At 68.9% G+C, this 22,140-nt stretch carries 22 protein-coding genes; 6 read left to right on the top strand and 16 right to left on the bottom strand.

The genetic code is table 11. The features are described from left to right. The 10 genes from ACH01S_RS18795 to ACH01S_RS18835 form a co-directional block, all read right to left on the bottom strand. Window positions 1-2,629: DNA translocase FtsK (locus ACH01S_RS18795; RefSeq protein WP_255220257.1), on the bottom strand; the 2,629-nt coding region annotated here is incomplete at its 3' end. Next, entirely contained in the window at window positions 2,626-2,901 is a 276-nt protein-coding gene (locus tag ACH01S_RS18800; RefSeq protein WP_067892956.1) for a hypothetical protein, read from the bottom strand. The genes ACH01S_RS18800 and ACH01S_RS18795, both read right to left, overlap by 4 nt. Window positions 2,902-3,145: 244 nt before the next feature. Beyond that, the gene (locus tag ACH01S_RS18805) at window positions 3,146-3,535 is read right to left on the bottom strand and encodes a hypothetical protein (protein ID WP_067892958.1); all 390 of its coding nucleotides are present in this window, start codon (window positions 3,533-3,535) and stop codon (window positions 3,146-3,148) included. Window positions 3,536-3,624: 89 nt separating this feature from the next. Further along, window positions 3,625-3,762, bottom strand: coding sequence for a hypothetical protein (locus ACH01S_RS43660; protein ID WP_157406295.1), 138 nt, complete (start codon window positions 3,760-3,762; stop codon window positions 3,625-3,627). 225 nt (window positions 3,763-3,987) lie between these two features. Beyond that, complete coding sequence (locus ACH01S_RS18810) at window positions 3,988-4,437, bottom strand: Pycsar system effector family protein (RefSeq protein ID WP_067892964.1); 450 nt, start codon at window positions 4,435-4,437, stop codon at window positions 3,988-3,990. Beyond that, complete coding sequence (locus tag ACH01S_RS18815; RefSeq protein ID WP_067892970.1) at window positions 4,434-4,757, bottom strand: hypothetical protein; 324 nt, start codon at window positions 4,755-4,757, stop codon at window positions 4,434-4,436. Before ACH01S_RS18815 ends, ACH01S_RS18810 begins: the two co-directional genes overlap by 4 nt. Further along, window positions 4,757-6,139 (bottom strand): hypothetical protein, encoded by a 1,383-nt coding sequence (locus ACH01S_RS18820; protein WP_148344832.1) that lies wholly within the window; start codon window positions 6,137-6,139, stop codon window positions 4,757-4,759. The genes ACH01S_RS18815 and ACH01S_RS18820 overlap by 1 nt, the downstream gene beginning before the upstream one ends. Next, window positions 6,136-6,765, bottom strand: a complete 630-nt coding sequence (locus ACH01S_RS18825) for a hypothetical protein (RefSeq protein WP_067892972.1) — start codon at window positions 6,763-6,765, stop codon at window positions 6,136-6,138. The genes ACH01S_RS18820 and ACH01S_RS18825 overlap by 4 nt, the downstream gene beginning before the upstream one ends. Before the next feature lie 69 nt (window positions 6,766-6,834). Next, on the bottom strand, window positions 6,835-7,038 hold the full coding sequence (locus ACH01S_RS18830; protein ID WP_148344833.1) for a hypothetical protein: 204 nt from the start codon (window positions 7,036-7,038) through the stop codon (window positions 6,835-6,837). 38 nt (window positions 7,039-7,076) lie between these two features. Further along, window positions 7,077-7,283, bottom strand: coding sequence for a helix-turn-helix domain-containing protein (locus tag ACH01S_RS18835; RefSeq protein ID WP_067892978.1), 207 nt, complete (start codon window positions 7,281-7,283; stop codon window positions 7,077-7,079). Window positions 7,284-7,510: 227 nt separating this feature from the next. Here ACH01S_RS18835 and ACH01S_RS18840 point away from each other — a divergent pair, with 227 nt between their 5' ends. Genes ACH01S_RS18840 through ACH01S_RS18850 form a run of 3 tightly spaced genes read left to right on the top strand, consistent with a single transcriptional unit; the run spans window position 7,511 to window position 9,122 of the window. Continuing rightward, window positions 7,511-8,266, top strand: a complete 756-nt coding sequence (locus ACH01S_RS18840) for a GntR family transcriptional regulator (RefSeq protein ID WP_067892980.1) — start codon at window positions 7,511-7,513, stop codon at window positions 8,264-8,266. Then, window positions 8,266-8,697, top strand: a complete 432-nt coding sequence (locus tag ACH01S_RS18845; RefSeq protein ID WP_067893038.1) for an NUDIX hydrolase — start codon at window positions 8,266-8,268, stop codon at window positions 8,695-8,697. Before ACH01S_RS18840 ends, ACH01S_RS18845 begins: the two co-directional genes overlap by 1 nt. A 26-nt stretch (window positions 8,698-8,723) precedes the next feature. Continuing rightward, the gene (locus ACH01S_RS18850) at window positions 8,724-9,122 is read left to right on the top strand and encodes an NUDIX hydrolase (protein WP_246237236.1); all 399 of its coding nucleotides are present in this window, start codon (window positions 8,724-8,726) and stop codon (window positions 9,120-9,122) included. A 257-nt stretch (window positions 9,123-9,379) separates the two neighbouring features. Here ACH01S_RS18850 and ACH01S_RS44895 read toward each other — a convergent pair whose 3' ends face one another. After that, complete coding sequence (locus tag ACH01S_RS44895; protein WP_174564896.1) at window positions 9,380-13,912, bottom strand: NACHT domain-containing protein; 4,533 nt, start codon at window positions 13,910-13,912, stop codon at window positions 9,380-9,382. 684 nt (window positions 13,913-14,596) lie between these two features. Here ACH01S_RS44895 and ACH01S_RS18860 point away from each other — a divergent pair. After that, a complete protein-coding gene (locus tag ACH01S_RS18860) occupies window positions 14,597-15,214 on the top strand; it encodes a class I SAM-dependent methyltransferase (protein ID WP_067892986.1) in 618 nt (205 codons plus the stop codon). Window positions 15,215-15,220: 6 nt separating this feature from the next. Here ACH01S_RS18860 and ACH01S_RS18865 read toward each other — a convergent pair whose 3' ends face one another. The 3 genes from ACH01S_RS18865 to ACH01S_RS18875 all read right to left on the bottom strand — a co-directional run bounded on the left by ACH01S_RS18865 (window position 15,221) and on the right by ACH01S_RS18875 (window position 17,641). Beyond that, a complete protein-coding gene (locus tag ACH01S_RS18865; protein ID WP_067892988.1) occupies window positions 15,221-15,907 on the bottom strand; it encodes a DUF899 domain-containing protein in 687 nt (228 codons plus the stop codon). Window positions 15,908-15,985: 78 nt separating this feature from the next. Then, window positions 15,986-16,483 (bottom strand): hypothetical protein, encoded by a 498-nt coding sequence (locus tag ACH01S_RS18870; protein WP_067892993.1) that lies wholly within the window; start codon window positions 16,481-16,483, stop codon window positions 15,986-15,988. A gap of 105 nt (window positions 16,484-16,588) precedes the next feature. Next, window positions 16,589-17,641, bottom strand: coding sequence for a right-handed parallel beta-helix repeat-containing protein (locus ACH01S_RS18875; RefSeq protein ID WP_067892995.1), 1,053 nt, complete (start codon window positions 17,639-17,641; stop codon window positions 16,589-16,591). A gap of 310 nt (window positions 17,642-17,951) precedes the next feature. Between ACH01S_RS18875 and glnII the strand changes: the two genes are divergently transcribed. Together glnII and ACH01S_RS18885 are read left to right on the top strand one after the other, a co-directional pair. Further along, window positions 17,952-18,965 carry a glutamine synthetase GlnII gene (glnII, locus tag ACH01S_RS18880; RefSeq protein WP_067892996.1) on the top strand — a complete coding sequence of 338 codons (1,014 nt, stop codon included), beginning with the start codon at window positions 17,952-17,954 and terminating at the stop codon, window positions 18,963-18,965. Window positions 18,966-19,170: 205 nt separating this feature from the next. Further along, a complete protein-coding gene (locus tag ACH01S_RS18885; RefSeq protein WP_067892998.1) occupies window positions 19,171-19,821 on the top strand; it encodes a hypothetical protein in 651 nt (216 codons plus the stop codon). Window positions 19,822-19,833: 12 nt separating this feature from the next. On the opposite strand, the gene ACH01S_RS18890 is transcribed toward ACH01S_RS18885, so the two are convergent. Further along, entirely contained in the window at window positions 19,834-20,283 is a 450-nt protein-coding gene (locus ACH01S_RS18890) for a universal stress protein (RefSeq protein ID WP_067892999.1), read from the bottom strand. A 47-nt stretch (window positions 20,284-20,330) separates the two neighbouring features. Further along, entirely contained in the window at window positions 20,331-22,043 is a 1,713-nt protein-coding gene (locus ACH01S_RS18895; protein ID WP_083980861.1) for a RelA/SpoT family protein, read from the bottom strand. Window positions 22,044-22,140: the final 97 nt, after the last annotated feature.

Raw genomic sequence — 22,140 nt, forward strand, 5'->3', positions numbered from 1 at the left:
CCAGGGCGGCCATGCGCCGGTACACGGTGGGGCGGCTGAGCCCGGTCGCCTCGACCAGCGGCTCCCAGGCCACCGGCTCGCCTTCGGCGGCCTGCAGCACGGCGATGAGCAGCTCCTCAGCGGAGGGTCCCGGCGCGGCCGCCGTCGTGTCGTCGCCGCGGCTGTCGGCGGTGTCGTCGGCCGATGGGGCGGCCGGGGCGTCCAGGCCCGGCGCGTCGTCGTGCGCGTCGTCGTGCGCGTCGTGCTGGGTGTCGTGCTGCGCGTCGTCCTGGGCACGGTCGTCGGCGCCGGTACCGCTGGCCGTGTCGCTGGCCGTGTCGCTGGCCGTGTCGGTGTCCGGGGCGGTGTCCGGGGCGGCCTGGTAGGCGGTGTCGTAGGGCGCCTGCCCGGTCGTGGTCGTGTCCTCGGCCCGCTCGCCGAGCCGGTCGCCGGACTGGTCGGTGTCTGGTCCCGGTGCGGCGGCCGCGGGGACGCCTTGCCGTTTGCAGGCCGTGACGACGCGGTTGATCTCCCGGTCGGAGACGTAGGCGTTCTGCAGCCGCATCGGCTCGCCCGCGCCCATCGGCAGGAACAGCGCGTCGCCCTGGCCGAGGAGTTTCTCGGCGCCGGTCTGGTCGAGGATGACGCGGCTGTCGGTGCCGGAGGAGGTGGCGAACGCCAGCCGGGACGGGACGTTGGCCTTGATCAGTCCGGTGACCACGTTCACGCTGGGTCGTTGGGTGGCCAGGACCAGGTGGATCCCGGCGGCGCGGGCGAGCTGGGTGATCCGCACGATGGAGTCTTCGACGTCCTTGGGCGCGATCATCATCAGGTCGGCCAGCTCGTCCACGACCACCAGCAAGAACGGCATCGGCTCGGCCCGCTCGCCCTGGGCCGTGCGGGTGATCGTCCCGGCGGTCACTGCGGCGTTGTATTCGTCGATGTTGCGGACCCCGGCCGCGGCCAGCTCGTCGTAGCGGCGGTCCATCTCACCGGCGACCCACTCCAGCGCCTCGGCGGCCTTGCGCGGGTTGGTGATGATCGGAGTGAGCAGGTGCGGGATGCCCCGGTAGGGAGTCAGCTCGACCCGCTTGGGGTCGATGAGGATCATCCGCACCTCGGCCGGGGTGGCGCGCATCAGCACCGAGGTGATCAGCCCGTTGATGCAGGTCGACTTGCCCGCGCCGGTCGCCCCGGCGATCAGCAGGTGCGGCATCTTGGCCAGGTTCGCCAGCACGGTGCGGCCTTCGACGTCCCGGCCAAGGCCGACGATCAGCGGGTGCCGCTCGGACTGGGCGATCTTGGAGCGGAGCACGTCGCCGAGGCTGACGACGTCCTTGACGGCGTTGGGGATCTCCACGCCGACCACGGACTTACCGGGGATGGGCGCCTGCATCCGCAGCGCGACCGCGCGGGTGGCCAGCGCGAGCGTCTTTTGCAGGGCGGTGATCTTCTCGACCTTCACGCCGGGCGCGGGCGCGATCTCATACCGGGTGACGGTGGGCCCACGGGTGTACCCGGTCACCTTGGCGTCCACGTTGTGGTCTGCCAGGACCTTGGTGATCCGTTCACACACCCGGTCGGCCTCACGGCCCCCGCCGGTGGCCGGGGGCTGGGACTTGAGCAGGTCATCGGCGGGCAACGCGTAGCGCGGCGCCACCGCCCGGGCGGCGTCGCCGTCCTCGCCCTGGGGCTCGTTGTGGCCGGTGGTCTGGGCGGCGTCGTCGGCTAGGACCGGCACACCGCCGGGCGGGGTGACGTCGCCGACCGGCCGCGCGGCCGCCGTGCTGGGCGCCGTGGCGGCGGTCGTGGCGGGCACCGACACGGCCTCGCCGTGGTCGTCGTGGCCCTGGTCGACGTCGTCGGCGAGGCGGTCGCGGCCCGCTTCGGTCTCGGCGCGGCGGCCGAGCCACCACGCGCCCGCCAGCCCACCGGCGATCACCACCACCAGCACCAGCGGCATCCGCATCGCGACCTGCCAGCCCAACACCACGGCCGCGGCCGAGCCGCCACCGCGCGCCCACCGGATCCGGGTCCGGGTCGAGGCGATCTCGGCAGCGGTCGGCTCGACGTCCTCGGCCCGCACCCGCACCGACCGCGCCGCCGCCCGCGGCGTCCGCGAGGACCGGCCACCGCGCCGCTCAGCGGTCGCCTGGCGGGTCCGCTGCCGCTCCTCCTGCTCAGCCTCGGCCTCATTCCGGAGCCGCTCGGCGACGCGCTCAGCGGCCCGCTCGGCCAACTCGTCCGCGGTCAGGTCCGCCGCGGTGACCCACACCCGCCACCGCACGACGCCCACCCGCGCACCGACCTTGACGCGGGCGCCCTGCCGGGCCGCCCAACCCGCCACCGCCGGATCGGCGGAAGTCGCGGCCGCCGGAGCGGACTCAGCGTCGGGCTCGTCCCCGTACGGGGACACCGGCGGAGGCTCGTCACGCTCGCGCCAGTTCTGGACGGCGTCGTGCACCACGTCCAGGACCCCGGGCCGGTACCGGCGCGGCACCGCCGCCTCGTCCCCCGCCGCGGCGGGGGCGGTCTGCTGCGCAGCCGACCGCCCGGCGCGCGGGCTGTTCTTGTTCAGGTCCACCGGGCTAGGGCCTGGCTTTGGCTCGGGACGACGCTCGTCGGGGTCGTCGTTGGGCTGCACGATCACGACCGGTCTCCTTGCAGGGTGGTCAGGTGGTCGATCTGGTCGGCGAGGCGGTCGGCGATCTCCTCGGCCAGTCGCTCGGCCTCGGCTTCGGGCAGGTCGCGGATCAGGGCGCGCCACTGGTCCCACGCCGTCGCGGCGCGGTCGGTCGCGGTGGCGGCCGCCGAGCGCTTGGCGGCGAAGAACTCCCGGCGGTTGTCGGCCCGGCGGCGCGCTTGGCGAAGCTCACGCGCCGTAGCGGGCCGGGCCGGGACGGCGTCAGGGTCGAAGGTCATCCGGTGTCCCCTCCCGGGGGCGGTCTGGCGGGCTGTCTCAACGGGGCTGTCTCAGAAGGGGCTCGCGCGCGCGCATACGCGCGCGCCTTAGAGCGTGTCAAGAGGGGGAGCGAGACGGTGAGACGAGACGGTGAGACACCGCCCGAGACGGGAGCCATCCGGGGCCGGGGGCGGCGGCGCGGAGACCAAGAGGGACATCGCCCCGGACCGCCGCCCGCTCACTGCCTGTCACCACCGCGCGGTGTCAGCGGCCGGTTCCCGAGCCCGAGCCGCTGCCCGAGCCGCCGGTGGTGGTGACGGTGCTGAACATCGACTGCATGCCGGTGCCGAGAGACGCCGAGACCTGCCGGGCCATCAGTCCGAACAGCGACCCGGCCAACAGCACCCCGGCGACGAACGAGACCACGACGTGGGTGGGCTTGGCCTTCTTGTGCTTGAGGATGTACCAGAGGAACGCCAGGACCACGAGGATCATGATCGTGCCGCCCTCGGCCTCGCCCGGAAGCTGCGCGGGCGCCTGCTGCGGCGCCTCGGCCAGCACCAACGCCGTGGGCTGACCAGCCGGAACCGCCGGGTGTCCGGTCGCCTGGACAGCGGCGACCGCCCCGGCCTGGGTGACGGTGAATGCCATCATTGGAAGCTCCTTCGGAAGGGTTGATCCGTTGGGTGGCGGGGCCGGTCGGTCCAGGACCGGCCCCGCGTCTTACCTGCTCAGCGGGCGGGTCAGCGGGCGGGTGTGGTGAACTCGCCGTGCTGGGAGCACCGCCACACGTCGCGGCTGCGGCCTGAGCCGCCCCGGCGGCCGCCGTAGCTGACCCGGGCGGCGGTTCCGCAGCTCGGGCAGCACGCCTTCCCGGTCACTTGCCGCTCCGCTTCTTGTCGTAGGCGTCCCGCACGCTCTGCGGCTCGCCCCTGGACGCCGGTCCGCCGCCGCTGCTGACGGTTCCGCCGCTGCTGCTGCGCTGGTCGGCCATACTGGGACCTGCCTCTCTTGAGGTGGCCTCGCCGGTGATCTTTGCTAGGGACTTCCGGCGGGGCCTTTCGCCTGCCCGGGGGCGGGATTGCCCGCCGAGCACGGGCGGTGGCTCACGCGATCACCGCCACGCCGAGTGCGATCCCGACCAGGACCAGGCCCACGATCAGCAGGTCGATCGCCCGGCGCAGGCGACGCTGCTTGACCAAGACCAGCTCGGACAGGAACCGCAGGTCAGTAGAGGTTTCGTTGGGGGTCCACCCGGCGAACGCCGTGGTGATCTGAGCCGGGGTCATCACCGCGTAACGCACGAACCCCGACGTGCCGAGCCGCGGCCGCAACACCCCGACCAGCAGCACCACCGCCGACGCGGCCAACGCCACCCCGGCCAGCGCCAGGACCACCCGGACCGCCAGCGGCGCGCGTCCGATCTGGCTGGTCAGGATCGCCATCACCGCGCCGACCACGGCCGTGAGCGTGCCGCACTTGGCGTCCAGCCGGGCCTGCTCACCGCGGACCGCGGCCAGCTCGGCGTCGATCGGCTTCAAGGTCGGCGCGGTCATCGCGGGTCTTCCAACCCGGCCGCGACGGCCAGGCCCTCGGCCACCAGCGCGTCAGGGACCGCGCCGTCCGGCGGCAACAGGCCGATCTCGTCCAGGTACCCGGCCAGGTGACCGGCCCGCTGCGGCGTCCCGGTCCGGGTCTCGGCGACCTCGGCGCGGGCCCGCGCGAGCAGCTCCACGTAGGCCACGTGCATCTCGGCGTACCGCAACCGCCACGCCTCGGCGTCACGGCGCGCCCTGCTCAGCGCCTTGCGCAACTGCCCGGGGCTGCGCAACAAGGCCAGCGGGGACGGCGCCGGGCTCGCGCTCTTGACCGCCATCACCGCGCACCCCCCGCCAGCACCGTCAGCGCACGGTCGCCCTGGTCGCCGGACTCGACAGCCGACCCGGGCGTCAGGCTTCCGCCGAGACCGGCCAGCTCCAGCACCCGCTTGGCGCGGTCGCGTCCGACGCCGAGCGTGCGCTCGACCGCGCGCACCGACACCGGCTCCAACTCGCCCGACTCCACCAGCTCGGCCAGCCGCGCGCTCAGCTCCTCATCGGTGCGGCTGCGGTTGGCGCTGGCACGCCGACGCGCGGTCGGCGGAACCCGCACACCCCGGTTCGGACGCACCTCACCGCGGTTGGCAGACGGCCCGCCCGACGCCTCCGCGCCGTCCTGGCGCGGCCGCTCGCCGCCCCGGTCAGCCCGCGTTCGTGACGCATCCCGTCCAGACGACTCAACGGGCCCTACGGGCTGCGGACGGGCCACCAAGGGCAGCCCAACACGATCACCGCGCAAGACCGGCCACACCACCGCCGGACGCACCTCGGACGCAGCCCCAGACGCAGCGGCGAACGCGGGCACGGGCACGGGCACGGGCGGGACGCTCAGGTCCATCTCGGCTAGCCGGGGCACCGGGCTGCCGTCTGCGTCGCGCCAGGGGTCGGCGGAGCTGATCGACCGGTCGATCACGCCGATCAGGTGCGCGGTGACCGCCGCGCCGACCGGGCCGAGCGCGTGCGCGAACATCGCGCCCGGCACCGCCCACCCCGACATGTGCGGCCCGTCACCGACCGGGACGGCCGCGATCAGGTTCAGGAACACCGACGTGGTCAGGCACCCGATCCCGATCCGCTCGGCCGAGGCAGCCAGCTCCCCGCCGGAGGCCGACAGGCGGGCGCGGGCGATGATGATCCAGCACACCGCGCCGATCAGCAGCGCCTCCAGCCCCCACAGCGCCCACCACACCGGCGAGCCGGAGTCGACGGCCATCAGCCGGGCCGCGCCCTGCTGCACCCCGGTCGTCGACCAGACCCCGAACCCGACCAGCACCGGCACCAAAACGCGCAGGTTCAACCGGCGCAGCCACTCCAACCGCAGCGCCCGCGCCTCACCCGACCGCGCCATGTCCGCCCGGACCCGAGTCCGCGCACCGTTCGCGCGGAACTCCCGAAACATCCGCGCCAGCTCGGCGTCGGCCTGGACATCGGCCTCACGCTCGGCCCGCGCCAACTCGGCCAGCCGCGTCTCCTCGGCCACGTCCGCCCGCGCCCGGCCGTGACCGGCCTCAGCCCGCGCCCGCGCCAACTCGTCGGCCCGCCGCGCGTCCGCCAGCTCCCGCCGCCGCGCCAACTCCCGCGCCAACTCCTCGGGCACCTGGACTTCGGGCAGCGCCTCGTCTTCGGCCTGCCGCCGCCCGCTGAGAATCCTCGCCGTCACCGCGGCCACCTCCCGTCCAGCACGTCCAGGACCGGCCGCACGATGTGGTTCAGCTCGGCGGCCAGGACCTGCACCGTCAGCTGGGCCCGGCCCACCACGTCGTCGCGCGGGTCGGCCGGAGCCTCCGGCATCCGGTCGAGCGTGACCGGGAAGGTCACAGCAAGGCTGGCCTGCAGGAACGGCGACTCGGTCACGTCCTTTTCACTCGGGTGGACGAAGTCGTAGCCCTTCCCGCGCAGCTCGGTGGGCCAGTCGCGCCAGCGCGGGCCGCGCTGCCAGCCCGACGAGTGGGCCAGCTCCGCCGGCCAGGGCGCCACCAGACTCACCGTCGCGATCAGCGACCCGTCCCAGTTGCTGCGCTCCACCCGTACGCCCAGCACCCGCGACTTGTGACGGACGTAGCCGGGCACCATCACCGGCCCGGTCGCCGTCCGCCAGGCCGCCGCCGCGAACTCCGCCAGCCGGATCGACGACTCGTCCCCGTCGTCCCAGCACTCGGCGAACGCGATGTCCAGCCGGTCCCGGACGTAGGCGCCGTACCGGGACACGCCGTCGCTGGCGTTCTGCCGGTCGTAGTCCTCATCGACCCAGAACGGGGCCGTGAAGCTGTCAGAATGAGAGTTCATCGGGTTGGACCTCCCAAGGTCCGATCAAGGTCCTCGTCCGGCGGTTGCGTCGCCAGGACGAGGGCCGCTCTACGTTCCAGAGCTCGTGAACCGCGCCTCCACGTACACGCGCACGTTCCGAGACGCGCGGCGGCACGGGTACGCCTTCGACACCTCGACCACGTCGAACACCTCCGCCAGCACCTCAGTGTCCGCCGCCACCTCCTCCGGCAGACCGATCAGCCGGATCAGCAACCCCGACACCAGCGCCGAACCGGCAGTCTCGGTGGTCACAGCCACCTCGGGGACGAGCTTGCTGTGGGCGCGGGCCATCAGCGGGCCTCGCTCTCCAGCAACGCGATGTACTCGGCGATCGCCGAACCCGGGATCCGCCGCGAACGACCCTCCCGAACCGACCGCAGCCGACCCGACCGGATCAGCTCGTAGATCACCGACCGAGACAGCGACAGCAACTCCATCGCCTCACTGACCCGGTACAACCGGGCTGGCGAAGCCGCCTGAACAGGGGGACTGGTCACGATGGGGGTACCTCCAGAGTTTTGAGGCCCGGCACGTTGCCGAGGGCCCTTCCTTGCTGGTTCGCAAGCGTCCGTGGTCGGTTGCTTGCACCGGTGCGGAGCTTAACACATATGTCATAAGTGCCAAGGGCTTGCGGCAATCAGCGTCCTGACCAGTAGAAACAGAACGCAAGCGGCGCAGGCGCTAGGGTTGCGGTCATAAGCTCCTGCAGCTCGGAGGAGAGACCGTGCCCCTGCAGCACCCGAGATCGCGTTACCGCCAGGTAGCGGACGATCTCCGAGAGGCCATCGTCCGGGGCACCTACGGTCCGGGTGCCGCGCTGCCGAGCCAGCCAGAGCTGGCACGCAAGTACGGGCTCAACCAGACCTCGATCAGCCGCGCCATCGGGATCCTCGAATCGGAGGGACTCATCCGGACGGAACGAGGCGTCGGTTCATTTGTGCTAGACATCCCCACGGTTAAGCGTGTCCGCCGTATTCCTACCCGCGAAAACGGGGCCGGCAGTAGCTTCGCCGAAGGTATGCGTAAAGCGGGTCTTGCACCGAGAACGGAGCTGAAGCAGGCCGAGGCTGTTGAACCGCCCCCCGAGGTAGCTACGCGTCTACATCTGCCAGAGGGGGAGTTGACGCTCATCCGAAAGCGCCACATGTTCGCGGACGAACGGCCGGTGCAACTGGCTGCGTCCTACATCCCGATGTCCGTAGCCGGCGACGTCGATATCGCGTTCCCGGATACTGGGCCAACGGGTCTCTATGAGCGCTTGGCCGAGCGCGGTCACCGAGTTGTGCGTTTCGCTGAAGAGATCGAATCCCGCAGGGCCTCCCCTGAAGAGGCCGATTTCCTACGGATCAGCACCGCTCAGCATGTTCTCGAAGTGGTGCGGTTCGCCTTCGACCGGACGGGCAGACCCCTAGAGGTTGTGATCAACGCCTTCCCCAGTCAGCTATGGAAGCTCACCTACGAATGGACTGCTGAAGCGTGATGAGCGATGCTAACCTCCCTCGTCATTCGGTGAGCGTGTCGGGAATCGTGCTACGTGCTGACGGCTGCATCTTGGCAATCAAGAGAGCTGACGACGGTCGATGGGTACCGCCAGGCGGCGTGTTGGAGTTGGACGAGACTCCGTATGAGGGTGTAGTCCGCGAGGTGCTCGAAGAAACTGGGGTAAAAGTCGCGCCGGAGCGACTGACCGGCGTTTACAAGAACATGAAGCTAGGCGTAGTTTCCCTGGCCATCCTCTGCCGGCCTGTCGATGGAGAGCCACAAACATCAGACGAAGCGGTCTCGGTCGCCTGGCTCCGTCCCGCGGAGGCGATCGAAGCAATGCCAGAGGCCCGGGCCATCCGCGTCACGGACGCCCTCAGTGAGGGCGGCCCGTTCGTCCGAGCCCACGATGGGACCTCACTGCTGTGACGGTAGACAGCCGCCACTCTGTCAGCGTGGCGGGTGTCATCGTCGACGACCAAGGCCGTGCCCTCCTGATCCAGCGCCGAGACAACGGCCACTGGGAAGCGCCGGGCGGCGTCCTAGAGCAAGAGGAGGACATCATCACCGGCCTCCGCCGCGAGGTCCAGGAGGAGACCGGCCTAAAGGTAACCCCGATCGCCCTGACCGGCGTCTACAAGAACATGCCCCGCGGCATCGTGGCCCTGGTCTTCCGCTGCAAGGTCGATGCCGGCTCTCCCCGGGAGTCTGACGAGACCTCCGCCTTCCGCTGGGTCACCGCCGACGAGGTTACCGAGCTGGCCGACGAGGCCTTCGCCATACGGGTCCAAGACGCCCTGACCATCCAAGCCGTGCCCATCCGCCAACATGACGGTATCCACGTCCTCCAGTGACGAATTATCGCTCGCAGCGCCTGGCTACAAGCCAGATCAGCACAGGGAGGTTCTGCCGAATTGTGGGTGGTTCCTTCTCGCGATTCACCGGGACGTCAAGACCCACTTCGCGCTCCCAGCGTAGCCAGGTGGACTTTACTCGAAGCTGATTCACGCTCCTTCGACGGGGCCTTCCAGTCTTCATACGTGCCATGCAGCAGCCAAACTTCGGCCCGCCATAATGCTTCACGCTACCGAGGCGTGTCAATCGGATGCGGTTAACGGAAGATTTGTTCGATGCCGTAGACAAGACGGTGGGCTTGAGGCCAACCAGCGTCGATAAAGGTGTCGCAGACTTCTCGCAATGCAGTCAAGTTGTCGGGCTCGCGAAGAATGCTGCGATGGTCGGCAAGGACCCTCTCGACGAACCGCACGCAGATGGCAATGCCGAGCGTGTCACCGGTATATCCGCTCTGCGTACCTACCTGCAGGAGGATGTCCCGTACGGCGAGGAGGGCCTGCTCCGGTCGGCAGTCCAGGACGTGGTCGTAGATCTCAACGAGCCGGTGCACCACGCTGGCTACAGGGGTGGCCGCGAGTGTTTGAAGCAGGGGGTTGGCTTCGTCGATGAGGCGGATCTGTTCGCGGGACGGGAGTTGGTCGGCGTGCTTGTTAGCGCCGATGGCCAAATACAACTGGAAAGTAATGGTGTCAAGCAAACGCAGTTCGCGTTTCAGATGATCAAGCTCAGTTGGGGTCAGTGGTGCCTGCAGACTCGAGAAGTGCTGAACGTCAGCCAATGCTGGGCCAGCAAGACTGGTCAGCAAGTCAAATAGGCGCTGACGAACGGATTCATCGGCATCAGCGAAGGACCCGGAAGTTCGAAGTTCGTGAAGGCAAGAGGACCAGGAATTCTGACCGAGCCAGGACCTGATCATGTAGTCAAGTGCTGTGTCTGCTCCTGGCATGCCTCGATGGACCCATAGTAATGACGCAATTGTTGCACAGGTTTCGGCGGCGGAGTGGCGATGTTTACTTGGTGTAACTTGCTCGATAAGGTGGAGGAGCAATTCGATTCCGCGCTGAGGGTCACCCATTTGAAGGCAGGCCGATCTCACCACGGCAGAATGCACTGCTTCATCACCGCCGCGAGTAGCAAGGCGGTTCAGTAGGTCCCAGGCAGTGCTGGGGTCGCTAACCCGGAGCATCCACGTGCCATTGGCGATATTATATCTGACCCATCCAACAGGATCCTCGGCCAAACTCCTTAGGGCGTCCGCCACAAGCGGGGTGTAAAGATTAGAAACGCGACTTGCTTGGAGCAAACCACGTGCCGCGTACCCCCGGGCCCCTGCCGGGATGAGCATATCAAAGTTGGCGTTGTCGGCAGTCGGTCGGGGTCGGGGGCTAGCTGCGAGGCCTAGCAAGATGTCACGTGCGCGGGTCAGAGCTTCTGCAGGTGCCTGGGCGTTTCGTGTCCATATCTCCGCTACATGTGCGAGTACATCCTCAGCGTCGGCCCGGACTTGGTCGCCGACCTCCGTCAAAATGTCTTGGAGTGCGGATACAGTGCTTTCACAAGCGCTGATGTCTGCCGTGCTGGGCGTGTTATTGAGATTCGTAGCGGCGAACTCTTCCAATTGTGCGATAAGGATTCTTGCGCGTGACTCTGTGCCATCGTCTTCGGTGCTTTGCGCGCCTTTGGGGACCTCTTCGTGGGGTACCACCTTGCATCCGTGGTCTTCTTGCACGTAAAGGCGAGCTGACCGGTCGGTGCGTAGAGTTGGCGTAATGATGTGAGCCGGGGACAGCGCTTCTAGGCAAATGCTGTAGTGGCTGGGGACGGTGTGCCCGTCCGTGCTGTCATCCTCTGGCTGCAGCGGCTTGAGGGCCAGGATTTTTTCCTCCAGCACAGCCCGGCCGTTACGGTCGGAGGTTTTATGTACCTTATGGAGAAGAGCGGAAGCCGGACCGAGAAGGTCTGGGACTAGAAGTCCAGCGAGGACGCTAGCTGGCTCTGGGAAAACGATCTGGTAGACGGTGGGATTCTCGGCAGAGGCCTTCAAAATTCGCCGCCACACGCAGGCGGCCTGTGGAGCCGATGTAGCGAATTGAATAAGAGCCTGAGTAGCCTCAAGGTCTGCGACAGTCGTATGGCCTAGGAAGGCATCGAGCAGCGCGACCAAATCCTTGCCGGTGTGACTTGTAGTGTCCTCCCACAAGCGCGAGTCATCGAGGAGAATCTCCGCTGTGGCGCCAGCCAGGACTACCTGATGTACGGGCGAATCAGTGAGGCCATGGCAGCTTAGCGCGGTCAGGATCTCTACTGCTTGGCCTATGTCCCAGCGTAGGACCTCAGAGAAGGATTCTACGAGTTGATATTTGGAAGAGTCGAAGTCTTGTCTGCGTGTGGACTGTAGCGACAGCACTGCACCTGAGCCCAACTGCGTCGGCTCGGTCGACTCCTCCTCATAGCTCATGGCCGCGACGTACAGTTCAGGTATCAACTTGGGTAGCTGTCTAATCAACTGTGGTACATCGTCGGCTAGGGCGAGCAGGTCGTTGTGACCACGTTCCTGCAGTTGCCCAGGTTCCAACGCCTGGCGCAGCAGAACGTAGGCCGCCTCCTGGTCGCTTGAAGCAGTAGCGATCACCGCTCTGATCACCAGGCGGGTTGGCGCTGAGGAACGCTGGGTCCATAGGTATTCGAGCAGGCGTCGCGCTGCCAAGCCGCACGACGCCAGCGCCGAGGCCGTCAGGGCATCGGCGGTCAGGTTGGTGACCAGGATGCCCAGAGCAGGGCCGGCGGCTTCTGCCTTTAGGGATAGCCGCTCGGCGACCTTGGCCCACGTTGCCTGGTTGATCAGCGTGCCGTCTTTGATTGCCAGTGATACCGCGACCGCCATCGCAGTCGCGATGCGTCGGGCTTCCTGGGAGCCCTCGATGATGCTCGCGAGGAGAGGTTCGAGCTCAATTGAACTTCTGATGCTGCGAACCACGACGTCCGCGACTGCGGTTGCCGCCATCGACGGCAGTTGGGGGGCGGCCAACTGCACCGCCAGGGTGCAGAACTCCTCCGGCCCCTGCCCCCACGCTAGCTGGAGGAAGATACCTATGCTGGGGCGTGCGAACAGCACTAGGTCGGGGTCGGCGCTCAGTGAACCAACTAGTCCTTCGCCGAACGATTGGTGGCTAAACGAAGCGAAATGCGTCACGGCTAGGGCGTAGTCGAACAATACATGGTGGGTGAACTGCACTGGGCCCAGCCCGGCTCCCGCTGCGACACCAGGCCCAGAGGCCAACACTGAGTTGGACAGCAAGTCCCGCACTGCCTCCTCGGCAGCGATGTCTCCTTCCAGGAGCCGCAGGGTTGAAACAGAAAGTCGGCGTTCAGACGCCGCTATTGCGCACAGGCGCCCAAGGACAGCCGCTCGGGCGAAACCGCCCTCACCGTCAATAACCCGTATGTGCCAGTAGCGGTCCAGCAAGTCCAGCCGACTCCCGACGCCCACCAGTTCGCTCGCGCTGATGCCCTCCATGAGGAGTTCGGCAGCCAACCGTAGATTAAAGGCATTTCGCAGGAGTTGCCGCTGCGCTGTGGTCGAGTCAGCTAGCAGGTCGGCCAAGGCAGGAAAGGCAGTTCCAGCCTGGTTCAGCTCCTGGTCGCTCAGATTCTCCGCCCGCGCGGGCATGGCCGGGAAAAGAGTTCGCCACCGCTTAGAATGTTGTAGATCCCACGTACGTATCGAGGCAATCACTTGCCAGCGGGGAAGCCGTCGTTGTACTTCAGAGATGATCGAATACCAGAGCCCCGCCATTGAATCTGCGCGGGCCGCATCCAAGGCGTCTATGAGCAGTAGACCACTGCTATCAGGCGACCACTGTGCCAGTGCGTCCAGCAGCGGGTGCTCAAGACCCAACTCGGCCTGTAGCGAACCGCTGCTCGTGGCGGCGAGCCCGCCCACCGCAGTAAAGAACACTGGTCGTCCCGCAGCGACGCCAGCTCGGGCGAGCTGATGCAAGATCACTGTCTTGCCCGAACCTGGATCACCTTCCACCAGGAAGGACTCCTGCTGAGACCGGGACACCAATTCCGCAACCTGACCACGCTGGATCGCCACCGGACCGTTAGGTGTCGGGATAGTGGTAAGGCCGCCTTCAAGCTGTTCGAGAGTCTCGTGAGTCCAGCGCGATAGTCGCTTCACGTCGGCGGTGAAGTCCCGCATAGTGACCAGTGCTATGCCAGAAGCGGCTAGTGACGCCTGCAGCCTCTCCCTGTCGGTACCCATTTGGGCGATAGCCAGTTCGGCGCACTCGCCCAACAGTACCTCCCATGCGGCTGTGGCATAGTCGGGATCAAGGATCACCATGGTGCGGAGCCGATCCAGCGCCTCGCGCTCGCCCGGCATGCCCTTCTCCACATCCAAGACCCACACATGGCATTTGCGAAGAAAATTCTCGAGTTCGGCAGGTGCAGGTATTGTGCCCCGCTGCCGTTCCCAGGAGTTGCCCACATGCTTGATGTATTTGTCGTAGGCGGTCCGCTGTGCTTTGCTGAGGGCAAGGTCATTCACGTTGGTGCCAACCGCCGCGCACCGGATCCGTGTTAAAACCTTCCTTAGATCTGTTCTGACCGCACCGGACGCCTCGGATGTCGTGACTAGAACAAGCCGGTCGTGCTCGTGGCCGGGAGTAAGGTGCTGCTGTACGAACTGTGCGGTTGTTTTGGCCAGTTCACTAGAGTCCCCGGAGGAGAGGTTGATGGAACGCTTGGCTTGAATTGCCAGTACGACCCCGTCGTCCGTGTCCACGCGACAGTCATCGACGGGGTCGCCGGTCTCGCACGCGATTCCTTGTACTAGGCCCGACCACATACCGGGGACTGCAGCGGCAGCCTTGCCCGCAAGAGCAGCCACAGCGAACCAGGCCGCAACCCGATCTTGGTAGCGATAGCCCCCGGCCCCTGCGCTCCCTCCCACATCTGACCTCGCTGACGCGCTTTCGCTCACGAGCAGCTCCTCCCCATGTTCTAGCGCTCACGCGAAACCTACCGGTGGCTACGTACGATTCGTGGGCTTACAACGCACCTCTCCCGCGGGCTGTGGCGGTTGGAAGGCGAAGCGGTCTCGGCGCTCAGTACGTTGCGAAGACGCTGCCAACTGGCTTCCCGGCGATGCTGGCGGATGGTCGGCCCTGGGCGGTCGTGCGAGAGACGCAGGGCCGTCGTCCAGCAAGCAAGTTGCGCTAGATGAGTGTCTAACTGAGTGACAGTTGTGGAAGACGCCGGTGGACGTTGCTGGCTTCGGGGGTACCGCTGTGCAGGGCGGGGAGTTGTGTCGGCTCCGGGTGGGCTTGGCTTACAAGCGAGGAGTCGGCGGTTCGAAACCGTCCGCGCCCACCCACCTCAAAGGCCATGATCCGCTCACGCGGATCATGGCCTTGATCTTGTGACGGCATACTGGTTCGGCGGTTGTGGCGAGCAGGGGGGTGGTCGGATGGGGCAGGGCGGTCTGGAGCCGTACTGGAACACCAATGTCGCGCGGCATCCCGGCATTCTGCGGGCGGTGCCCGAGGGGTGCAGTGATGCGCTGGACGTCGGTTGCGGGGACGGTCTGCTCGTGCGCAAGTTGGCCGGGTACGCCAAGCGTGTCACCGGGCTTGACTGTTCGGCGACGATGATCGCCTGGGCGCGTGAGTTGGCCGGTGGGGAACCGGATCTGAGTTTTGTCGAGGGCGACTTCCTTGCCGTCGATCTCCCGGTCGAGGGGTACGACTTCATCTGCTCGGTGTCCACGGTGCATCACATGGACTTTGAGGCGGCTCTGACCCGGATGCGCGAGCTGCTGCGGCCTGGCGGGCGGCTGGTGGTGGTCGGGCTGGCGCGCGAGGCGAGTCTGGGGGAGTGGGCGGCGCTGATCGCGGCCGCTCCGGTTGTCCGGGTCGTCAAGGTGCTGCGTCGGGCGCGTGGGCCGGAGGGGATGCCGGTCGCCGATCCGCGGATGAGTTATGGGGAAGTGCGGGCCGCGGCGCGGCGGCTGTTGCCTGGGGTGCGTTATCGGCGGCATGTGCTCCGTCGCTACTCGTTGACGTGGGAGAAACCGCTCAGTGGGTGATGTGCCTCAATGGCCTGGGCCGTAGGCGGCGGCTATGGCCTGGGAGGACTGCCAGCGGGTGTAGGCGGGGGATTGGGGCCAGCCTTCCGGGGAGTCCTGCCATTCCTCCTGGCGGCCGTAGGGGAGCAGGTCGATCAGGGCGAAGGTGTGGCTGAGCTGCTCGGTGCCACGGCCGGTGGTGTGCCAGGTGCGGTAGACGGTGTCGCCGTCGCGGAGGAAGACGTTGACGGCGAAGCCGCCGCCGGGAGGTGCGCCCACGTCGGCGCCGAAGGGGCTGTCGGCGGTGGAGTACCAGGGCATCTGGTTTCCTACGCGGCGCTTGTAGGCCAGGGCCTCGTCGATCGGGCCCTGGGTGACGATGACGAATCGCGCGTCGTAGGCGTCCAGGAATTCCAGGCGCGTGAACTGGGACGTGAAGCCGGTGCAGCCGTCGCACTGCCATTCCTCGCCCGGGAACCACATGTGGTTGTAGACGATGAGCTGGGACTTGCCCTCGAAGACGTCGGGGAGGCGGACGGGGCCCTCCTCGCCCTCCAGGGTGTAGTCGGGCAGTTCGACCATGGGCATGCGGCGGCGTTGGGCGGCGATCGCGTCGAGTTCGCGGGTCGCGGCCTTCTCGCGGGCGCGCAGGTCGTCCAGGTGGCGCTGCCAGGTCTCGGCGTCCACGACGGGCGGTAGCGGCTTGGCGGACATGGGCCCCTCCGAGGGTCACGGGTTGCGGTCTGGTGTGTAGACCGCGCCCGTCCGCCGAAATCATCGGTCCCGGGTGGATCAGGGGGTTTGTCGCGGGGTGGCGGGGGTCACCACCGCGGGGCGCGGGTCCGGTTTGGCGTCCACCTGGATCGTGACCACCGCTCCCCAGAGGGGGTACCAGGTCGTGGTCATCACCAGCCAGAACGTGATCTTCTCCCGGCGGCCGGTGAGGGTGATGGTGGAGACGATCCGCATCACCGCGAAGCTGATCCAGATGATGCTGATCCCCAGCGCGACCTTCACCCTGATGGTGGTGGGATCGGCGATCACGATGATCTGCCATGTGATCGAGTGCAGGAAGATGACGAATATCAGCCATTCCTGGCCCTTGAGCCGGTCCATGAACTGGGGCGGTTGCTGCTGCGTGTTTCGCTGCCGGCGCCTTTGACCGCCGCGGGAAGGGGTCTCGCGTTCGCGCAGCCGGGTCTCGGTCCAGATCAGGCCCAGGCCCAATAGCGGGTTGAGTTGCAGGAGGGCTCCCGCCAGGGACCTCGCGGCGTCGGGGGAAATGTCCACGGGCCGGTACGTTAAGGCATTGGCGCCGTTTCGTGGCTCGGATCGGCGTCGCGGGCATGTACCGGGAGCCCCCTGTCCTGAAACAGGGGGCTCCGGTCGGATCGGTCAGCAGAGGCCGCGCGGGTCCGAGGTGCGGCAGTGGTTGCGGACGAAGCGGTTCGTCCTGCTGCCGCTCTTGTCGACCAGGTCGAACGGCGCGTTGCCGCGGACGAGGTTCTCCTTGATCAGGTTGTGCCGGGCCGGGCGGCTCTGCGGCGGGACGCCGCGGAACAACACGATGCCCCCGGAGTAGGGGAGCCTGCCCCTGTTGCCGGTGACCTTGTTCCGCTCGACGGTGTTGTGGTCGCCGCCGAAGAAGAGGATGCCGGTTCCGCCGAGCGCGGGGACGGGCCCGTGCGCCGCGCAGGAGCGGTTGTTCTTGTTCACGTGGTTCTTCCAGACCAGGGTGTTGCCCTGGCCGGTGCGCTGGCCGTCGTCGACGAGGGCCACGCCGACGCAGTTGTAGGCGATCGAGTTGTCGTGCACGAGGACGTGCCGCGCGTGCCGGACGAGCACCCCGAGCGTGTTGCCGCTGGAATGGTTGTCGGAGACCTCGGTGCCGCGCGCGTTGGCGGTGTCGCCGACGTAGAGGCCCGCGTCGTCCTTGTTGTCGACGGCCCAGTTCCAGCGGAAGCGCCCGCGGGTGGAATTGAACTCCGCGATGCCGTATTCGCCGTTGTTCCGGGCGAGGACGCTCAGCACCGACAGGCGGTCGGTGTAGATGCCGAATACACCGGTGTCCTCGAAATCGCGGACGACGAGGTTCCGGATCGTCACGCCGCTGACGGGACGGCCCGCCCGGCCGACGACGCAGATCCCCATTCCCGGGTGCTTGGCCTTGGCGCAGTGGTCGGTGCCGCCGGGGCGCAGGATCGTCCGGTTGCCCTCGCCCTGGATCGTGAGGCGTTTGCGGACGATGACGCCCCCGTCGTAGTTTCCGGCCTTGAGCTTGATGACGTCCCCGGGTCTGGCCCGGTCGACGGCCCGCTGGATCGAGTGCCCGGGCGGGACGACGTGCACGCGGGCGCGGGGCGCCGCTGCCTGGGCCGCCGGCGTGATCCCGGCGATTCCCGCCAGGGCCGCCGTCGTTCCTAGCGCGGCCGCAATAGTCCGCCTCATTCCTTTTCCCCCGATTCTTTGGCGCACGCGCGGGGTCCATGGCCCCGCACGGCAACGGAATTCCTAGATCATCTTGAACCCGGAACGCTATTCCGTCGATGTGCGAGAAGTAAAACATTCCACGGGGCTTTCGGCGGGCGGTGAGGTTTGCCGGTTTTCCGGAAAGGGGGGATTGTCGGACGCGTCGCGGCGCGTGACGTGCGTCACGGGCCTGGGGGCCCGGTTTACATGCCGTTCACAACCGGGCAACAGGTCCGAAATGCCGGGTTGGCACCGTGAGATCAGCCGAAACCGCCCGAAGGGACCGACGTTGAGCTACAAGGCCGAGTACATCTGGATCGACGGCACCGAGCCGACCGCGCGGCTGCGGTCGAAGACGAGGGTCCTCGCCGACGGCGCCGAGCTGCCGGACTGGGGCTTCGACGGGTCCAGCACGAACCAGGCGCCCGGCGACCGCTCCGACTGCGTCCTCAAGCCGGTGTTCACCTGCCCCGACCCGATCCGGGGCGGGGACAACAAGCTCGTCCTGTGCGAGGTGTACCTCGTGGACGGGACGCCCCACGAGACCAACACCAGGGCCAAGCTCCGCCCCGTCGCCGAGCGGTACGCCGACCAGGACTCCTGGTACGGGATCGAGCAGGAGTACACGTTCTTCAAGGACGGCCGCCCGCTCGGCTTCCCCGAGCGCGGCTACCCGGCCCCGCAGGGCTTCTACTACTGCGGCGTGGGCTCCGACGAGGTGTTCGGCCGCGACATCGTCGAGCAGCACCTGGACGCCTGCCTCGCCGCCGGGCTGAAGATCTCCGGGATCAACGCCGAGGTCATGCCGGGGCAGTGGGAGTTCCAGATCGGCCCGGCGGGCCCGGTCGAGGTCGGCGACCACATGTGGATCGCCCGCTGGCTGCTCTACCGCATCGCCGAGGACCACGACGTCTCCGCCACCCTGGACCCGAAGCCGGTCGAGGGCGACTGGAACGGCGCGGGCGCGCACACGAACTTCTCGACCAAGGCCATGCGCGAGGGCTACGACGCGATCATCACGGCGTGCGAGGCGCTCGCGGAGAAGGCGCAGGAGCACGTGGCCGGGTACGGCGCGGACATCGAGCGGCGGCTGACCGGCATGCACGAGACGGCGGCGTGGAGCGAATTCAGCTACGGCGTGTCGGACCGGGGCGCGTCCGTGCGGATCCCGTGGCAGGTCGAGCTGGACAAGCGCGGCTACATCGAGGACCGGCGGCCGAACGCCAACGTCGACCCGTACACGGTGGCCCGGCTGATCACCGGCACCTGCTGCGCGGCGCTGGAGCGGGCCGGACAGGTCTGACCGGACGAGGCTGACCGGACGAGGCCACGGCCCCCGGGGAGCGACCGCTCCCCTGGGGGCCGTCGCGTTTGCCCAGGTCGCCGCCGATGAAAGGGCGTCCGAGCGGGCCGGGCGGCGCGGCCAAGCATCGGCAAAATGTCTACTTGAGGGAGTTCCGCCCCGTGGTGCCGGGTAGCACCCCTACGTTCGCATCGGGGGAGGGAAGATGCCCGATTCGTCGTTCGGGCGGTACTCCGGCGGCCCGCACGGCAGGCGCGCCGGCCGTCCTGCGCCACGGCCCTGGGAACGGTCGATCCGGTGTCCCGCCACGGCGCGGCGGCGCCCTCCGGAGACGGCCCCGGCCCGGCGCTACCAGGACTACGTCGCGCTGCACGAGCGGATCTCCGCCGCCGCCGGGCCGCCGCTGCGCCCGCTCTGGTGGACGGGCGTCTGCGCCGCGCTGACCGGGGGCATGCTGGCGTTCGCCGCGGTGGTCGGGCTGCGCACGACGTTCGGGACGGAGGTCCCGGTGTTCGCGGGCGGGCACACCGCCGACGCGCCCGCCGCGACGAGCTACGCGCTGTGCGCGATGGCGGGAACGATCCAGGCGACCGCGCTGATGCACCTGCTGCTCGCGTCGGCGGCGCGTCCGGTCCGGGCGTTCGCGTGGATCGGCGGGTTCGCCGTGCTGCTGCTCGCGATCCTGCCGCTGACGATGAACGGGCCGTTCGACGCGGCGCTCGCGACGTCCGGGCTCAACCTCGTCGGCGGGACGGCGGTGGTCGTGCTGCTGTCCGCCGTGGTGGCGGGCACCCGGCCGTTCGCGTGGGAGTCCGGTCTCCGGCCCCGCCGCCGTCGCTGGCCCCGCCGCCGCTGAGCGCGTCCCCGCTCAGGGGACGACGGTGACCGGCCAGCGGCCCGTCCGGACGAGGCGGACGGCGACCGACCCGATCAGCCGGTGCCCGGCCTGCGCCGACGCGCCGACGACGACGGCGTCCGCGCGGGACTCGTCGGCGACGCGGGCGAGCACCGTGTAGGGGTCGCCGGGCTCGGTGACGAACTCGTACCGGACGCCGGCGCGCCCGGCGGCCTCCTCCAGGTTGCGGCGCAGGTCGGCGGCGACGTCGTCGGCGGTCTCCCGCATCGCGGCCGCGCCGCCGGGGGTGAGGGCCGACAGGGACGACACCGACGCCACGTGCACGGCGATCAGCCGCGCCCCGCTGCGGCGCGCGAGGCCCCACGCGTAGGCGCCCGCGCGCAGCGACGTCTCGGACCCGTCCACACCGGCCACGATCACCTTCGGCCCGTCGACGCCGTACTCGAACCCCAATGCGATCACCTCGGCGCCAGCGTAACGAGCCCCGTTCCGCACGGCTCGGCCGAGGCTCAGGTGCGGGTGAAGCGGTCCAGGAGGTCGTCGAGGGCGAGGGAGCCGCCGTCCAGGGCCGCGTACATCTCGTCGATCTCGGCGTAGCCGAGGTCGCGCGCCACCGCGAGGGAGTCGCCGTGCGCCTCGGCGGAGAGCAGGTCGATGTCCCGCCGGGCCAGCGCGCGGACGAGGCGGCGGCGGCCCGCGTCCGCGGCCTCCTCGGCGTGCCGCCGGGCGAGGCACTGCTGGATGTGGACGCGGGCGGGCACCGTCACCGCGAAGCCCAGCCAGTCCTCGGACGGCGTCCCGCCCGGATCGGTCAGGATCTCGACGACGTTCCCGCTGCGGACCTGCACCGACATCGGCGCGAGCCGCCCGTTGACGACGGCGCCGATGCAGCGGTCGCCGATCCGCGGGCCGAGCGCGTAGGCGAAGTCGAGCGCGGTCGCCCCGGCGGGCAGCGGGACGATGTCGCCGTCCGGGGTGAACGCGGCGACGTTCCCGGCGGCGAGGTCGGCGCGCAGCCGGTCGAGGAACTCGGCGGACGGCGCGTCCGACTGCCAGGCGAGCAGGCGGCTCAGCCAGACGAGGTCGCGGCGCTCGGTGACCGCGGCGCCCGCCGCGCCGCCCGCGTCCCGGATGTGCGCGACGATCCCGTACTCGGCGACCGGATGCATCGCCCGGCTCCGGATGATCACCTCGAACGGGTCGCCGTCCGGGCTGATCACGCGGGTGTGCAGCGACCGGTACAGGTTGTCCTTCGGCGTCGCGATGAAGTCGCGGACCTGCCCGGCGACCGGGTGGAGCGCGGCGTGCACCGCGCCGAGGGCGATGTAGCAGTCGCGTTCGGCGCCGTCCACGAGCAGCAGCAGCCGCGCCGCCTCGCACGGCCGCAGCCCGGCGAGGTCGCCGCCGGACGTCTGGTGCACCGCGTACAGGTGCGACGGCCTGACCCGCACCTCCGCCGCGACTCCGTGCTCGGCGAGGGACGCGCCGAGCAGCGCCGTCGCGGGCCCGAACGCCCGGTCGGCGCCGCGCAGGGCGCGCCGGACGGCCCGTGCGGTGGCGGCGTGCGCGCGGGGGTCGCGGGCGGCGAAGGCGAGGTCGTCCATCTCCCGTTTGAGGACGTGGATGCCGAGCCGCTCCGCGAACGGGACGAGCAGCTCGTGCGACGCCTTCGCGATCCGCTCCCGCTTGTGCGGCGGCTGGAAGCCGAGCGTGCGCAGGTTGTGCAGCCGGTCCGCCAGCTTGATCACAAGGACCCGCAGGTCGGCGGCGGCGGCCAGCACGATCTTGCGGAACGTCTCGGCCTCGGCCCGGTCGCCCCACCGCTCGCCGTCGAGCTTCGTCACGCCGTCCACCAGGACCGCGATCTCCTCGCCGAACTCGGCGCGCAGCTCCCCGAGCGTGTACGGGGTGTCCTCGACGGTGTCGTGCAGCAGCGCGGCGACGAGGGTCGTGGTGTCGAGGCCCATTTCGGCGAGGATCAGCGCGACGGCCAGCGGGTGGGTGATGTACGGGGCGCCCGACTTGCGGAGCTGCCCCCGGTGCAGCCGCTCGGCGACCGCGTAGCCGCGCAGCAGCTCCGCCTCGTCCGCGCCCGGGCAGGCGGTCCGGTGCGCGGCCAGCAGTGGCGCGAGGGCGGCCCGCACGGGGTCCGGGCCGCCGGACGCCTCCCCTCGCCGCACCGGCGGCCGCAGCCGTCCGATCGCCGGAATGAGCGTCGCCATCACGCCCCCACCTGGCCCGACGCCCGTCGCAACGCCGCTACGGGCTGTGATCGCCATTATGCGGGAAATTCTCCGCCGAGGCGAGACCCTGGTCAGC

The sequence above is a fragment of the Actinomadura chibensis NBRC 106107 genome, assembly GCF_001552135.1.
GTDB classification, from domain to species: Bacteria; Actinomycetota; Actinomycetes; order Streptosporangiales; family Streptosporangiaceae; genus Spirillospora; species Spirillospora chibensis.